The organism is Vibrio sp. FF266 (genome assembly GCF_041439695.1).
GTDB classification, from domain to species: Bacteria; Pseudomonadota; Gammaproteobacteria; order Enterobacterales; family Vibrionaceae; genus Vibrio; species Vibrio tasmaniensis_A.
In genome coordinates, this window is record NZ_JBGOOO010000008.1 from 1 (window position 1) to 15,092 (window position 15,092).

Here is a 15,092-nt window from a genome sequence, read left to right on the forward strand (position 1 = left end):
GGAGTCGTCCTTGAAATACCACCCTTGTAGTTTTGATGTTCTAACGTTGGTCCCTGAATCGGGATTACGGACAGTGCCTGGTGGGTAGTTTGACTGGGGCGGTCTCCTCCCAAAGAGTAACGGAGGAGCACGAAGGTGGGCTAAACACGGTTGGACATCGTGTGGTTAGTGCAATGGCATAAGCCCGCTTGACTGCGAGAATGACAATTCGAGCAGGTGCGAAAGCAGGTCATAGTGATCCGGTGGTTCTGAATGGAAGGGCCATCGCTCAACGGATAAAAGGTACTCCGGGGATAACAGGCTGATACCGCCCAAGAGTTCATATCGACGGCGGTGTTTGGCACCTCGATGTCGGCTCATCACATCCTGGGGCTGAAGTCGGTCCCAAGGGTATGGCTGTTCGCCATTTAAAGTGGTACGCGAGCTGGGTTTAGAACGTCGTGAGACAGTTCGGTCCCTATCTGCCGTGGGCGTTGGAAAATTGAAAGGGGCTGCTCCTAGTACGAGAGGACCGGAGTGGACGAACCTCTGGTGTTCGGGTTGTCATGCCAATGGCATTGCCCGGTAGCTAAGTTCGGAATCGATAACCGCTGAAAGCATCTAAGCGGGAAGCGAGCCTTGAGATGAGTTTTCCCTGGCACTATAAGTGTCCTAAAGGGTTGTCGTAGACTACGACGTTGATAGGCAGGGTGTGTAAGTGCTGCGAGGCATTGAGCTAACCTGTACTAATTGCCCGTGAGGCTTAACCATACAACACCCAAGGGGTTTTGTGGACTCAGATATACCAGACCTTGAATGCGTTTGAAGAGAAACTTTTATAGCTCTATTAAATAGAGAAGCAGTTTTCCAGATTATTTTGCCTTCAGTTTTTAAAACTGAAAGTAAAAGCAAAATTTGCTTGGCGACCATAGCATTGTGGACCCACCTGATTCCATGCCGAACTCAGAAGTGAAACACAATAGCGCCGATGGTAGTGTGGGGCTTCCCCATGTGAGAGTAGGACATCGCCAGGCTTTAAATTTGAACACTTGTCAGCGACGACAAGTATTCCACTGCGGAGTGGTAGTTCAGTTGGTTAGAATACCGGCCTGTCACGCCGGGGGTCGCGGGTTCGAGTCCCGTCCACTCCGCCACTTATAAGACAAAGCCCTAACAGAAATGTTAGGGCTTTTTCGTGTCTAGTGTTTTGGTCTGCGACCAACGAGTCCCGGTGCCTGCAACCCCAGCCGTTCCGCCATTTATTAGAAAGCCTAGTCTTATGACTAGGCTTTCGTCGTTTCAGGGCTGTGAGTTTTTGTCTTCGACTACGATAATATCGCTACAGATTGAGAAGATTCGCTAGGAATAGTGAAGCTTTTTCACTTAAATATCTAAAGTCAGTAGATAACTCTCAAGCTATCCCAAAAATATCACTCTCGACATACACCAATTCCCTAATGACGACTAGTATAAAAACAGTGATCGTTTATTTGGAATTGTTATGAGGTTATTTTGTACATTGGCTCTTATCTTTTGTTCGTTTGTTGTATCTGCAACCTCGTGGGAAAAAGAGAAAAGCCCAACAAGAAATTCAACCTCATCCATAGGTAGTTACGCTAATGGTTGTCTTGACGGGGCGCAAGCTTTGCCAATTAATGGGCAAGGTTATCAGGTGATCCGCCCTCAGAGAGAGCGCTATTATGGCCACACAGAGTCAATTCAGTTTATTGAAAGGCTAGGTTTAACTACAAGCAAACAACTCAACACAAATCTATTGGTGGGTGATATTTCTCTGCCTCGTGGAGGGCGTTTTTCTTCGGGTCATTCAAGTCACCAGACTGGTTTGGATATTGATATATGGTTAAGGCTCACTGATAAAAAACTTTCAGAGAATGAACTTGCCGTACCTAAGCCATTGAGCGTTGTCGATCTCACTAACTACAAATTGCGTGAATCGAATTGGACCGATGATCATTTTCAAGTGATTCGCTATGCAGCCAAAGATGAAAAAGTGGTGCGTATTTTTGTTCACCCAGTTATTAAGCACACCCTTTGTGAACAAGAAAACTCTGATGCCAATGGGAGAGCTTGGTTAGGTAAAATTAGGCCTTGGTGGGGACATCATTCTCATTTTCATGTTCGTTTAAAATGCCCTAAAGGCAGCTCAAACTGTATAGCTCAAGCAAGCCCTCCTAAAGGTGATGGTTGTGGAGATGAACTTGCAAGTTGGGCTCCAAAGACCATTCCCGTTCCTCCACCTAAAAAAGTCGCTAAAAGTAAGAAAAAAAAGAGAGTTAAAGTGATGCCAAGTCAATGTTTGGCCTTGATATCAAATAAGTAATCCTGTTCATCGAGAATTTTTGCAGTGGTAATGCCACTGGTTTTCTCGACTCTAAAACTGGAGAAATATCACACTTTTGTCTAGAGTTTATAAACACGAGATTAAGAACATCGTTTGATATCAATAAAACCAATAACGATATCAGCAAAGGCGACGATGACGAATTTGACAAGGTTTGGTCAGGGATTGAGTGTTTTTTGGGGTGAAAGATGCGGCTTATACGCAGTATGCGAAATCAGAGTCTGATGCCCGTCGATAGATAATTCAAGGATAAGACTATGACTATGATTTGTGCAAAGGAATTTTCCGAATGGTTAAGACATAGGTTCAACGCTGAAAGCTCGGGTATTTCTATTTCAAGAGCTGATATCAATCAGCTAACAGGCAGACAACGTTTAGACCCTAGCTTCGTAAATGATGTTCACTATGAATTAATGCAGTATGGAATGGCATTTGTGACTGATACCAGTAGAGAAAACTTCTATCTTGTTCCGATAGCTCAATCAATAAACTGGCGTGAACGACTCGAATATCAATTTGAGAAAGAGATGTTCTGCAACATATATCCCATTGAAAAATCGGGTTAAAAAAAAGGTTCAACTTGATGATTAAGTTGAACCTTTTACCTTTTAGGTCAAGCCTTGAATAATGACAAACTTTTCTAATAATTCGTCGTCAGTTTCAATATGGTTTGGGTCAGTGATTATGCATTTTGTAATGGGACACACTGACTGACATGTTGGCTTCTCATAGTGACCTTTACACTCAGTACATAAATCAGGATCGATTTCGAAGATACTGTCACCCATCGTGATTGCGCCATTTGGGCATTCTGGGTCACACATATCGCAGTTTATGCACTTGTCAGTTATTAGTAGAGCCATTTATCTTTCCAAAGTAACCGTTATTTACCTGAAGCGTTACGTGTATCTTGGCCTGCGCTCAAGTTACGCATTAACAAACCAAATTCTAGATCAAGATCAGCAGGTACAGGAATAAATACGAAGTGACCGTTACCTTTTGCGTCGTCTACCGCTTCAGATTTACGGTTTTCCATAACTTCTAGTTTGAAAACAATGTTACCTTTCGGTGTCATCATTTCTAGGCTGTCACCAACTAGGAATTTGTTTTTCACTTCTACTTCAGCTAGGTCGCCACGGCGTTTACCTGTGAATTCACCAACAAACTGTTGAGTATCAGAGATAGAATAACCGTATTCGTAGTTTTGGTATGAATCGTGAGTGTGACGACGTAGGAAGCCTTCAGTGTAACCTCGGTGAGCTAGGCTCTCTAGCGTACCCATTAGACTCTCATCAAATGGCTTACCTGCAACAGCATCGTCGATAGCTTTACGGTAAACCTGTGCTGTACGTGCACAGTAGTAGAAAGACTTAGTACGACCTTCGATTTTCAGAGAGTGAACGCCCATCTTAGTTAAACGCTCAACGTGTTGGATTGCGCGAAGATCTTTTGAGTTCATGATGTAAGTACCATGCTCATCTTCAAACGCTGCCATTTTCTCTTCTGGCTTGTGTGACTCAGAAAGCAACACGACTTCGTCTGTTGGCTTGCCAAGGCCTAGAGTGTTGTCTGGGCGTTCGTCTTGAACTTCAATACCTTGAGTTTCTACTTCTTGAATAGCAACACCTGTTGGGTTTGCTTCAACGATCTGACCATTTTCGTCTTCTTTCGCAGCTTCGGTCTTGTATTCCCAACGACAAGCGTTAGTACAAGTACCTTGGTTTGGATCGCGTTTGTTCATGTAGCCAGAAAGTAGGCAACGACCAGAGTAAGCCATGCATAGAGCACCGTGAACAAAGATTTCTAGCTCTGTTTCTGGGCAGTGTTCGCGAATCTCTTCGATTTCTTCAAGAGATAGCTCACGAGATAGGATCACACGCTCAACGCCTTGAGTTGACCAGAACTTAACGGTCGCCCAGTTTACTGCGTTTGCTTGAACTGAAAGGTGGATCGGCATTTCAGGGAATGATTCACGTACCATCATGATAAGACCTGGATCTGACATGATAAGTGCGTCTGGGCCCATCTCAACAACTGGCTTAAGGTCGCGGATAAATGTTTTTAATTTAGAGTTGTGTGGCTGAATGTTACATACAACATATAACTTTTTGCCTTGAGCATGAGCTTCATCGATACCGATTTGTAGGTTTTCGTGATTGAACTCGTTGTTACGAACACGAAGGCTGTAACGTGGCTGGCCTGCGTATACTGCATCTGCGCCATAGGCGAATGCGTAACGCATGTTTTTAAGGCTTCCTGCCGGTGATAATAGTTCAGGTACAAATGGTTTTTGTGTCGTCATTGCTTCGTTCTCTAATCTGATCTCAAGTCAGGTTGATACCACCAAGTGATATCAAAGGGGCGCAAATTTTACGCTAAAATGAGTTTGGTTGATAGCCCTAAAGATAACAATGGTATTGCGAAGAGTGTTGTTAGGTGTTGATAGGCGGGGTGGAGAAGAAAACAAGCTCAGATATCGTCGACACCTGAGCTCTAAATCGGAACAATTAAGCGTTAGGTTGAGTTAACCCGCCTAATGATTCAAATAGGTTTGGTAGGAAAACACTGAACTCACCACAAAGTAGAGAGAAGTCTGCATCAAAACGTGCAGCTTGATCTTCACGAGGAATATCGTCGTTCTCATCTTTTAATTCATCACTGAATTTCAGGCGCTTGATGCTGCCATCTTCAGCAAGAATGAACTCAATGCGATCTTGCCAGTTGATCAGAAGCTTAGTCACAACTTTGTTGGCTTCAATGTGGTTCTTAATCTCATCAGCTTCTAGTTCTTGTTTCTTAACTCGAACAATACCACCGTCTTCTTGGATTGATTTAAGCTCTGCTTCATCGAGCATAGTGATACCTTGAGGCGTATCACCTGATTTCACCCATTCAGTTAACGTTGTTTCAATCGCTTGTTCTGGAATAGCCGGCACTACAGGCAGGCTACCCATAGTTTTACGTAGTAATGCCAATACGTCTTCAGCTTTTTTGTAGCTGCTAGCATCAACCACAATAAAGCCTTCTTTCGGCATGATCAGCGCGTAAGTAAAGTTACTGCGGCTGAAAGCACGAGGAAGAAGATCGATGATGATGTCTTCTTTTAGGCTGTCTTTCTCTTTCTTTTTCAAAGGAGTACCAGACTCTGCCTCAAGCGTTTCTACTTTTGCATTCAATGAATCTTTGATCACTGAAGCTGGAAGCATTTTCTCTTCTTTCTTTGCACAGATGAGAATGCGGTTTTCTGATACGTGCGTCATCATATCGCCGTGTCTACCCATCGCGTTTACCCAACCAAACTTCTGTTTGTCTTGGCTGCCACAAGGGGTAAAACGGAACTCTTCAAGTTGTTTCTCTAGCTGATCTGCGTTGAAGTCTATATCACGATTAAAGCGATAGACGAGGCAATTCTTAAACCACATAAATATTTCTCATACCTTTATCTGAAGACGCTCATCATAGGAGATTTCGATCCATTTGTCTTATACCTGCAATAAAAATTAAAAGTGAAATGTTTGAGACAGTTATATGAAAATTTGTTTTCAAAGGTCACAAAAGTGTCATAATTAAACCAGATAATGCAATGCGTTGATTAAATACTAAGGCTATTCAATTATGTCGAGAAGGATTCTGGTCGTTGAAGATGAAGCACCTATTCGTGAGATGTTGTGTTTTGTACTTGAGCAAAAAGGCTACCAAGCAGTAGAGGCTGAAGATTACGATACAGCGGTAAACAAGCTATGTGAACCTTTCCCAGATCTAGTATTACTAGATTGGATGCTACCTGGTGGTAGCGGGATAAACTTTATCAAGCACATGAAGCGTGAAGAGTTAACTCGCAACATCCCAGTGGTGATGCTGACGGCTCGTGGCGAAGAAGAAGATAAGGTGCGTGGTTTAGAAGTGGGCGCTGATGATTACATCACCAAGCCATTTTCACCAAAAGAGCTCGTAGCTCGCCTGAAAGCGGTTATCCGCCGTGTAACGCCTACTGCACTAGAAGATGTGATTGATGTACAAGGCCTTAAGCTAGACCCTGTATCTCACCGCGTTACCGCAAGTGAAGGTCCAGTTGATATGGGTCCAACCGAGTTCAAAATGCTGCATTTCTTTATGACTCACCAAGAGCGAGTATACAGCCGAGAGCAACTGCTAAATAACGTTTGGGGTACTAACGTTTACGTTGAAGATCGTACGGTTGATGTTCATATTCGACGTTTACGCAAAGCACTTGAATCTGCTGGTCATGACAAATTAATTCAAACGGTTCGCGGTGCAGGCTACCGTTTTTCTACAAAGGCTTAATGTGGCTTCACTGCCCAGTTTATGGAGTCCTGAATGGTTGAGAAGTTAACCTGGAAAAAGCTAGCTTGGGAGCTGGCTTTTTTTTACGCACCTTGGATTATAGTCGGATGGATATTCGGTTATTTACCTTGGTTATTGCTGGCTGCAACAGTATTACAGTTAGCATGGCATCTACACTATCAAATGCGTTTGTCTGCTTGGTTGTGGGATGAAAAGCGGTTAACACCCCCTTCAGGTTCTGGAAACTGGGAGTCTCTGTTTAACGGTATCTATCGTATGCAGCAGAGACAGCGTCGTAAGCGCAAAGAATTGACCAACCTTATCCGCCGTTTCAGAAACGGTGCTGAATCCCTTCCCGATGCCGTTGTGGTGTTTCGCGGTGAAGGCAATATTGTTTGGTGCAACAAGCTTGCTCAGTATTTACTGGGTTTTCGCTGGCCAGACGATTCAGGTCAACCGATCTCTAACTTGATCCGCACGCCGGACTTCATCAAGTACCTTAATAAACAAGATTTCTCAGAGCCGTTAGAGATGCCTTCGCCACTTAATGTGGAGCGCATGCTTGAGCTTCGTATAGTACCGTATACCGAGGGCGAACACCTCATGGTAGTACGTGATGTTACTCAGCTAAAACAGCTAGAAGGCATGCGTCGTAACTTTTTCGCTAACGTTTCTCACGAGCTACGCACTCCAATGACCGTACTTCAGGGCTATCTTGAAATGACGGAAGATCCAGACATGGTCGTTGGACCTATGTGGCCTAAGGCTCATGGTGTGATGACTGAGCAGTTAAATCGTATGAACAGTTTGGTCAATCAGCTTCTTACTCTTTCTAAGATAGAAGCGGCGCCAATGCATGAATTGGATGAAGTGGTGAATGTTCCGGCGATGTTGGAAGTTCTTGAAAAAGAAGCCGCTAGTCTCAGTGGAGAGCGAGAACACAAGCTGAAATTTGATATCGATAAGAGTTTACGCGTATTAGCGGATGAAGATCAGCTGAGAAGTGCGATATCGAATCTGGTTTACAATGCAGTGAAATACACGCCGCCTGGTGCGACCGTAAAGGTTCGTTGGTATCAAACCAGTCAAGGTGCGTGTTTGGATGTGTCAGACACCGGAGACGGTATCGAACCACAACACTTGCATCGACTTACAGAGCGTTTCTATCGTGTTGATAAAGCACGCTCACGCGATACTGGGGGCAGTGGCCTAGGGTTAGCGATTGTGAAACATGCGCTTAGTCACCATGATTCACATTTAGAAATTCAAAGTGAAGTGGGTGTTGGTAGCCGATTCCATTTCACGCTACCTAGCCGATTGACAGTGTCATGAGTTCCTTAATACGCCGGATGCGTTTCCCCATCAGTTCATTATTAGCATTAGCTTTGGTTACCCCTGTTCATGCCGAGCAAAGTGTCGATTCTCTTCCTGATTATTCTAAGGTTCCGGGTATTTCTGGCAGCTTGTTGTCTGTCGGTTCCGATACCTTAGCGGGAATGACAACGTTATGGGTTGAAGAGTTTAAGTCTTACTACCCGAACGTGAATGCTCAAGTTCAGGCTTCTGGTTCATCCACTGCACCTCCTGCATTAACGGAAGGTACTGCTCACCTTGGGCCTATGAGTCGTCCAATGCGCCTACGAGAAGTGGAAGCGTTCGAAAGGGAGCATGGCTATAAGCCGACGGCGCTTCGAGTTGCTATCGATGCGATTGGTCTTTTTGTGCATCGTGATAATCCTATCGAGGGGCTTAATTTTCGCGAAATTGACAGCATATTTTCGGAGACATTGCGCTGTGGCGCGACTAAGCCGCTAAACAATTGGCAAGATTTAGGTATCAGCCAGCCGTGGGCAAAACATAGATTCCAACTGTTCGGTCGTAATTCCGTTTCGGGAACCTACGGCTACTTCAAACAAAACGCATTATGCAGTGGCGACTTCAAGAACCGAGTCAATGAACAGCCAGGCTCAGCGTCGGTTGTACAGTCGGTCGCTTCATCAATCAGCGGGATAGGGTACTCAGGTATTGGTTATCGAGTGGCTGGTGTAAAGTTAATTCCTATTGCGGAGCATGGTTCTGATTACGTAGAGCCTACTCGAGCGAATATTTTAAGCGGAGATTACCCTCTATCGCGCTTTCTCTATGTGTATGTGAATAAACACCCAGATAAACCGCTTTCTCCTGTAGAGAGAGAGTTCCTCACTTTTGTATTCTCGAAGCAAGGGCAAGAACTGGTAGAGAAAGATGGCTATTTAGCGATACCGCCTGAGTTCGCGGAGCAAGAGTTGGCAAAAGTCGGGCTCTGATTGAGGCTAATACAAACTTAGAAAACGAACGTATGAACAGCTTGCTAAGTCGCAGGCTGTTTTTATTTTGACTGGTCGTTATTCTACCTTTAACGACCATCCAGCATTTTGCCAACGTTGTTGTTCTTCTTTGAGTTCATATTCAAGCAGTTGGTTTTGGGCCAACCAATAGCTGTTAGATCCTTTCAATCCCCAGTTATCCTGTTGTTCAATCGTTAGAGTCGTGTCTGGGACTAGTGCTTGATTTCTCTGACGATTGAGTAAGATAGCGAGTCTTAATATGCGAATTAGTAGCGTTATTTGTTGTGGAGAAAATAGAGACAGTTCCGGCAAGTCTTGTCGCTTAATCGCTTTTCTTTGGTGGCGAACCAATGTCGAGATAAGACGTTGTTGCTCAGTATTGAAACCGGGCATTGTCGTGTGCTTAAGCAGATAAGCCGAATGGCGGTGATAGCCTTGGAATGCGATGCTTTGCCCTACCTCATGAAGTAGTGCAGCCCAACCAACTAGATCATACAGCTCATTAGTGACCATAGTCGTTACTTGAGGCTGCACTTGTTTCAGTAATGCAAGGGCGAGTTCTTTGACTCTCTGGCCATGAGCTACGTCAACATGGTATCGAGAGACCAGCGTTTCGGCAGTTCTTGTTCGAACATCAATATCTTTAAACCTATCCTCCATGTCATAAAGAACGCCTTCTCTCAGGGCGCCATCAGAAAAATGTAACTCCTTTATGTCTAGCGTATCCATGGCTGCTGAAAGAATGATGACGCCAGCAGCAAACACCGGCTTTCTCTCATCACTTAAACCTGAAAGGTCTAAGGTTTTGGATGATGAAAACTCACATAAGTGATTTTTCAAATAGGACAGACGTTGCGGCGTAATGAGACCATCGGTAAAGCCTAAACCAATGAGTACCTCTTTTATTGACTTAGTCGTTCCTGATGAGCCAAAGGCGATTTCCCAAGGCGCCTTTGTATATTCTTCAATCAATGGCATCAATAGACGAGTAGCCGCGGTATAAGCATCTGAGAAGTGTTGTGAGGTTAGCTCTCCGTCAGCAAAGAAGTGTTGAGTGAAGCTGACGCATCCCATAGGTAAACTGCGCATAATTAGGGGCGTAAAGCCTTTCCCTGCGACGAGTTCCGTACTCCCTCCACCGATATCAATAACCAATTTAGATTCAGAAGCGGTTTGAGTGTGTTCTACACCGTTATAGATTATTCGAGCTTCTTCTTGACCTGAAATGATCTCTATTGGAAAAGGAAACAGTGGTTTGGCTTGCTCTAAGAAGTCTTGAGCGTTTTTGGCTTTTCTTAGGGTATGAGTCGCAACAACTCTTACATCATCAAGTTCAAAATCCGCTAGTCGTTCTGCGAACACTTTGAGGCACTCCAAGCCTCGCTCGATAACACTTTCGGATAAGAAGTTAAACTCATCCAACCCATCACCTAATCTCACTTTCTGTTTGTGTCTGCTGACTAATTGCAGGTGTTGTTCGAATACTCGGGCAACCACCATATGAAAACTGTTCGAACCCAAGTCGATAGCGGCAATACATCGAGAATGTTTGTTATCAATTAGCGGCATGATTTCTTCTCTTGTTTGTACTTCTTGCGAGCAAGTTTTTCCATACGTTTAATATAGTGGTAAGTGGAGAGTTGTGACGTCGGGTAATCGAGTGGGTTTGTTGGAGCTTGTATGTAAGGATTGCTCATCGATTGGTCTAGCACTCGAGCTTTGTTGCTGTCATCGAAATGAAACTCGGTGATATCGATAATGGTTTGCTTGATCTTTGGATCTAAAATTGGAGTGGCGACTTCGATGCGGTGATCGAAGTTTCGTGTCATCCAGTCGGCAGAGGAGATATAGACTTTTGGATTACCAGCGTTACCAAAGATCATCACTCTTGGGTGTTCGAGAAAACGATCGACCACACTAACAATCTCAATCTGCTCACTGATGTTGGAGACTCCCGGTACGAGAGAGCACATACCACGAATGACCATTCTCACTTTTACATTGGCTTGGCTGGCCTGATAGAGCTTCTCAATGATCTCTCGGTCGACCAAATTGTTGAGTTTTAGAGTGATGCTTGCAGGCTTGCTCTCTATCGCGTTTTGTATTTCATTATCTATCAACTGATACAGGCGTTTTCTTGTATTCTTTGGTGACACAATCAGTTGTTTGAACTGTGATTTTTGATAAGGGTTTTCAATATACTTAAAGACTTGTCTCACCTCTTGGGTCAAATCTTCATTCGCAGTGAGCAGAGAAAAATCGGTATACACGCGCGCTGTTACTTCATGAAAGTTACCGGTGCCAATATGAGCGTAATGCGCCGTATGCTTGCCTTCTTTCCGTTTAATGAGCAGAAGCTTAGAGTGAATTTTCAAACTTGGGATGCCATGGATGACTTTTATACCGGCTTCTTGAAGTTTCTTGGTCCACTGAATATTGACTTGTTCATCAAAGCGGGCTTGTAGCTCAACGACGACAGTTACTTTCTTACCATTGTGTGCAGCATCGATGATCGAGCTAAGGAGCTTTGAGCCTTCTGCAACACGGTAAACGTTTATTTTTATGGAGGTTACCTTCGGGTCAAAGGAGGCTTGCCTCACGAGTTCAGTGATGTGATTAAAGGTGTGATAAGGGTAATGCAACAAGATGTCACGAGCTTTGATCGCTTCGAAATAGTTTGGGTAGTGGCTGAAATGCGCACACTTAATCGCGGGAAGTGGGCGATTAACTAAATCACGCCTATTAAGGCTTGGAAATTCGCAGAAATGCTTGAAGTTATGATAGCGACCACCCGCAATGACACTGTCATAGTCAGACAGCTTAAGTCTGACTTGCAAGAAATTGAGCATTTCAGCTGGCATTTCTGACTCATAGATAAGGCGTATCGGTAGTGCCGTTAAGCGCTGTTCTAAACCTAAAGACATCGATTTTAATAGGTTACTTTCATTGTTCTCTTGAAGATCATAATCGGCATCACGCGTCATTTTTATCGCAAAACAACGTAATGAGTCATACTCAAAGAATCCTTTAAGCAAGTCATCTAAACAAAATCGAACTATATTATCTAACAAGATCAAAGTTGTACGCTGTGAACCAGAAGTGTCTGGTAACTTAACAAACCGAGGGAGGGCTTCTGATGGGATTTCGAGTAAGACATATTGAGAAGATGTCTCTCGCTCAATGTCGATGGCTAAGTAACTTTGCTCGTCTTTGATAATATTGAGCAACTGGCTATCTTCGTTCAAGAGAAACGGAGTTAAATGTGGCAGCACTTTTTTCTTAAAATACTTTTTGATCCACTCACTCTGTTCTTCGCTGATTTGTTGTTCGTTGACCAGAAAAATACGATTGCGTGCCAGTTCCAATAGTAAGTCGCTATACAGCTCATGGAATTGAGCGTCGAGCTTACTTGCTTGGCTCTGCATTTGAGTTAGCAGGGTTTTCTGCGAGTTGGCAGGTAATTGAGGATCTTGAAGTAAGATCTTTCGTTTCACATCAGCAAATCGGACTTTGTAAAACTCATCGAGGTTTTTCGAGTAAATACCTAAAAAACGAACTCTTTCGATTAAGGGTACTGATTTGTCGGCTGCTTCTTGGAGCACTCTTTCGTTGAAGGATAACCAGCTAAGTTCTTTTGTGACATAGTCTTTTTCCATCGAGATGATAATCCTTGAGTACTGGCTATAGAGCTGGTTACTTTAATTTAGAATGACAAGATTCACAAAATCTATGATCTTACTTTAAGAAATATGGTCAACAAACTTGTTATTAGTTTCAGTTGTTTAACGTAACTTGTAATATAATTGTCATCTAACGTACATATTATGTCAGTAGCTAAAAAAAGGTAGATAAACAGATGGCTTCAGCCCAATTTTCATTGAAAGAGCGCGACAAAAAAAGATGGTTGAAAGATCGTCTCGTCCGTTTTTCGGTGACATGTGGCGCGGTCAGTGTTCTAGCTGCTCTGGTGCTGATCTTTGTTTACTTGGCGATGGTCATTTTACCGGTATTTTCTGATACTGGTTTAGAGACAGACCAAGCCGTGAAGACCGTAGCCATAGAAAAGCCTATCGCCTTATCCGTGGATGAATACGGTCAGCATGCGTTTACTATCGAAAAATCCGGTTTGGTGCAGTTTTGGGATTTAGAGTCTCAAAATACACATTCTTACTTTGAGCGTAATGTTTTAGCTAACCCCATCGCTTTTTCTCGAAATACCCCATCTGAAAACTGGTTTGCCTTTGCTGATAGCGCAAGTAACCTTACTTTTTTCTACCCTGAGTATAGTGCGCCTGTGCTGCAAAAGGGCAGTGAAGCCGAACCTAAAATTGAGCAAATCGATCTCCCGGAACCGTTTTTAAATGATGAATCATCAAACGGAACAACAATCGAAAAATTTGCGTTCTCTAAGAATGGACGTGGTATCACGGTTGCCGCTCAGCTAAGCGATCAACGAGTTTTGGTTAAGTGGTACCAGAGTGATCTTACTGGTCAGTATGTTTTTCAGAAGAGCCAATGGCTTTCGGATAAGTTGGGTTTACAGCAACAGCTGTTAGTCACGCCTGATGGCCAAACCTTATATCTTCGAGCACAATCTGATTTAGTGGTATTGAAGCTATCCGATAGCGGCTTCAATGTTCGTGAAGTGATTGATCTTAGCTTAAATGATGCGAAGCACTCGGTGAAAAGTATCGATTTACTGTCTGGAGCTTATTCACTGTTGGTTACGCATGAGGACGGACAGGTTTCTCAGTGGTTCGATGTACTCAAAGATGAAAAGCGTAGCCTGACCCATATTCGCGACTTCCAACTCGCCGAAGAGGTTCAGTTTATTCTGCCAGATACTTATAGAAAGGGTTTTTATAGTTTCTATCAGAATGGCACATTACAAAGCCACTATACGACCAGTGAAAAGCTGTCGCTGTTTGAGCGCGCATTTGATAAGTCACCACAATTAGCGGCTATGTCTGCTAACGAACTGCATTTGGCGACGCTGATTGATGGCACCATCAGCGTGGCTAAAGTTGATAACGAATATCCGCAAATATCATTCTCATCGCTTTGGCAAAAAGTCTGGTACGAAAGCTATCCTGAGCCACAATACGTTTGGCAATCAACGTCGGCGAACGATGACTTTGAAGAAAAATTCAGTTTAGTCCCTATCACATTCGGTACTATCAAAGCCGCTTTGTTTGCGATGATGTTTGCCGTGCCGGTTGCTGTGCTCGGAGCCATTTACACCGCATACTTCATGTCTCCACGAATGCGAAGAGTCGTGAAGCCGTCGATAGAACTGATGGAAGCTCTTCCGACCGTTATCATCGGATTCTTGGCTGGGCTTTGGTTTGCTCCCATTGTTGAAACGCATTTAACGGCCGTCTTCTCGTTAATGGTGCTATTACCACTGAGCACGCTACTGACTGGGCTTGTTTGGTTCTGTTTGCCAAAAATGGTGACGAGCCGTTTTACTAATGGTTGGCATGCTCTGATATTGATCCCGGTATTGGTGATTACTGTGATGGCAGTCTTTGCTGGTGAAAATGGTATGGAAGCCTTGTTGTTTGGTGGTGATATTCGTACCTTCTTGGCTAACTATGGCATCGACTTTGACCAACGTAATGCGCTGGTGGTTGGCTTCGCTATGGGCTTTGCTGTCATCCCGACAATTTTCACGATTGCAGAAGACGCTATTTTCTCTGTGCCAAAACATTTATCCGATGGCTCACTGGCGCTGGGCGCAACAGCGTGGCAGACCCTTATTTATGTGGTGTTATTGACGGCTAGCCCAGGTATCTTTTCTGCAATCATGATGGGGTTAGGACGAGCGGTTGGCGAGACTATGATTGTCTTGATGGCGACAGGTAACACCCCAATTCTTGACTGGAATATTTTGGAAGGGATGAGGACATTATCGGCAACAATTGCTGTCGAGTTACCAGAGTCCGAGGTGGGTGGTTCTCACTTCCGATTGTTGTTCTTAGCAGCACTCTTACTGTTTATTTTTACGTTCGCGGTGAACTCTGTCGCAGAGTGGGTTAGACAAAGACTGAGAGATAAATATCGTGCGCTGTAGTTTTAAAACTCTACCTCAATCTCTATCAATGGCTGTTCGCTGTTTG

At 43.9% G+C, this 15,092-nt stretch carries 11 protein-coding genes, 1 tRNA gene and 2 rRNA genes; 9 read left to right on the forward strand and 5 right to left on the reverse strand.

Annotated elements, in window-relative coordinates; genetic code table 11:
* The 5 genes from ACED59_RS08435 to ACED59_RS08455 form a co-directional block, all read left to right on the forward strand.
* Nucleotides 1–750, forward strand: a 23S ribosomal RNA gene (locus ACED59_RS08435); the annotation flags it as partial.
* A gap of 147 nt (nucleotides 751–897) precedes the next feature.
* A 5S ribosomal RNA gene (rrf, locus tag ACED59_RS08440) occupies nucleotides 898–1,013 on the forward strand.
* Nucleotides 1,014–1,056: 43 nt separating this feature from the next.
* Nucleotides 1,057–1,133 (forward strand) — tRNA-Asp (locus ACED59_RS08445).
* 347 nt (nucleotides 1,134–1,480) lie between these two features.
* Nucleotides 1,481–2,320 carry a penicillin-insensitive murein endopeptidase gene (gene mepA / locus ACED59_RS08450; RefSeq protein WP_017098092.1) on the forward strand — a complete coding sequence of 280 codons (840 nt, stop codon included), beginning with the start codon at nucleotides 1,481–1,483 and terminating at the stop codon, nucleotides 2,318–2,320.
* A gap of 278 nt (nucleotides 2,321–2,598) precedes the next feature.
* Nucleotides 2,599–2,907, forward strand: coding sequence for a hypothetical protein (locus ACED59_RS08455; RefSeq protein WP_009848260.1), 309 nt, complete (start codon nucleotides 2,599–2,601; stop codon nucleotides 2,905–2,907).
* A 42-nt stretch (nucleotides 2,908–2,949) separates the two neighbouring features.
* Here the strand turns inward: ACED59_RS08455 and ACED59_RS08460 are convergent, their stop codons facing one another.
* The 3 genes from ACED59_RS08460 to rdgC all read right to left on the reverse strand — a co-directional run bounded on the left by ACED59_RS08460 (nucleotide 2,950) and on the right by rdgC (nucleotide 5,763).
* The gene (locus ACED59_RS08460) at nucleotides 2,950–3,204 is read right to left on the reverse strand and encodes a YfhL family 4Fe-4S dicluster ferredoxin (protein ID WP_004735061.1); all 255 of its coding nucleotides are present in this window, start codon (nucleotides 3,202–3,204) and stop codon (nucleotides 2,950–2,952) included.
* Nucleotides 3,205–3,224: 20 nt separating this feature from the next.
* Nucleotides 3,225–4,643 carry a tRNA 5-hydroxyuridine modification protein YegQ gene (gene yegQ / locus ACED59_RS08465; protein ID WP_017098091.1) on the reverse strand — a complete coding sequence of 473 codons (1,419 nt, stop codon included), beginning with the start codon at nucleotides 4,641–4,643 and terminating at the stop codon, nucleotides 3,225–3,227.
* 205 nt (nucleotides 4,644–4,848) lie between these two features.
* Entirely contained in the window at nucleotides 4,849–5,763 is a 915-nt protein-coding gene (rdgC, locus tag ACED59_RS08470) for a recombination-associated protein RdgC (protein WP_004735063.1), read from the reverse strand.
* Between the two features lie 193 nt (nucleotides 5,764–5,956).
* Here rdgC and phoB point away from each other — a divergent pair, with 193 nt between their 5' ends.
* From phoB to ACED59_RS08485, 3 genes are read left to right on the forward strand one after another with little or no spacing between them, the layout of a single operon-like run.
* Nucleotides 5,957–6,646 (forward strand): phosphate regulon transcriptional regulator PhoB, encoded by a 690-nt coding sequence (gene phoB / locus ACED59_RS08475; protein ID WP_004735064.1) that lies wholly within the window; start codon nucleotides 5,957–5,959, stop codon nucleotides 6,644–6,646.
* Nucleotides 6,647–6,679: 33 nt separating this feature from the next.
* The gene (gene phoR / locus ACED59_RS08480; RefSeq protein ID WP_009848263.1) at nucleotides 6,680–7,978 is read left to right on the forward strand and encodes a phosphate regulon sensor histidine kinase PhoR; all 1,299 of its coding nucleotides are present in this window, start codon (nucleotides 6,680–6,682) and stop codon (nucleotides 7,976–7,978) included.
* Between the two features lie 17 nt (nucleotides 7,979–7,995).
* Nucleotides 7,996–8,952 (forward strand): PstS family phosphate ABC transporter substrate-binding protein, encoded by a 957-nt coding sequence (locus ACED59_RS08485; protein WP_029223961.1) that lies wholly within the window; start codon nucleotides 7,996–7,998, stop codon nucleotides 8,950–8,952.
* A gap of 78 nt (nucleotides 8,953–9,030) precedes the next feature.
* On the opposite strand, the gene ppx is transcribed toward ACED59_RS08485, so the two are convergent.
* Together ppx and ppk1 are read right to left on the reverse strand one after the other, a co-directional pair.
* Nucleotides 9,031–10,542 (reverse strand): exopolyphosphatase, encoded by a 1,512-nt coding sequence (gene ppx, locus ACED59_RS08490; protein ID WP_017098090.1) that lies wholly within the window; start codon nucleotides 10,540–10,542, stop codon nucleotides 9,031–9,033.
* Entirely contained in the window at nucleotides 10,533–12,629 is a 2,097-nt protein-coding gene (gene ppk1, locus ACED59_RS08495) for a polyphosphate kinase 1 (protein WP_371704880.1), read from the reverse strand. Before ppk1 ends, ppx begins: the two co-directional genes overlap by 10 nt.
* A 200-nt stretch (nucleotides 12,630–12,829) precedes the next feature.
* On the opposite strand from ppk1, the gene ACED59_RS08500 reads away from it, so the two are divergent.
* Nucleotides 12,830–15,046 (forward strand): ABC transporter permease subunit, encoded by a 2,217-nt coding sequence (locus ACED59_RS08500; protein WP_371704881.1) that lies wholly within the window; start codon nucleotides 12,830–12,832, stop codon nucleotides 15,044–15,046.
* Nucleotides 15,047–15,092: the final 46 nt, after the last annotated feature.

Bases quoted from the DNA above. Each gene is read 5' to 3' on its own strand.
- mepA (WP_017098092.1), top strand. From the start codon at position 1,481: ATGAGGTTATTTTGTACATTGGCTCTTATCTTTTGTTCGTTTGTTGTA.
- ACED59_RS08455 (WP_009848260.1), top strand. From the start codon at position 2,599: ATGACTATGATTTGTGCAAAGGAATTTTCCGAATGGTTAAGACATAGG.
- ACED59_RS08460 (WP_004735061.1), bottom strand. From the start codon at position 3,204: ATGGCTCTACTAATAACTGACAAGTGCATAAACTGCGATATGTGTGAC.
- yegQ (WP_017098091.1), bottom strand. From the start codon at position 4,643: ATGACGACACAAAAACCATTTGTACCTGAACTATTATCACCGGCAGGA.
- rdgC (WP_004735063.1), bottom strand. From the start codon at position 5,763: ATGTGGTTTAAGAATTGCCTCGTCTATCGCTTTAATCGTGATATAGAC.
- phoB (WP_004735064.1), top strand. From the start codon at position 5,957: ATGTCGAGAAGGATTCTGGTCGTTGAAGATGAAGCACCTATTCGTGAG.
- phoR (WP_009848263.1), top strand. From the start codon at position 6,680: ATGGTTGAGAAGTTAACCTGGAAAAAGCTAGCTTGGGAGCTGGCTTTT.
- ACED59_RS08485 (WP_029223961.1), top strand. From the start codon at position 7,996: ATGCGTTTCCCCATCAGTTCATTATTAGCATTAGCTTTGGTTACCCCT.
- ppx (WP_017098090.1), bottom strand. From the start codon at position 10,542: ATGCCGCTAATTGATAACAAACATTCTCGATGTATTGCCGCTATCGAC.
- ppk1 (WP_371704880.1), bottom strand. From the start codon at position 12,629: ATGGAAAAAGACTATGTCACAAAAGAACTTAGCTGGTTATCCTTCAAC.
- ACED59_RS08500 (WP_371704881.1), top strand. From the start codon at position 12,830: ATGGCTTCAGCCCAATTTTCATTGAAAGAGCGCGACAAAAAAAGATGG.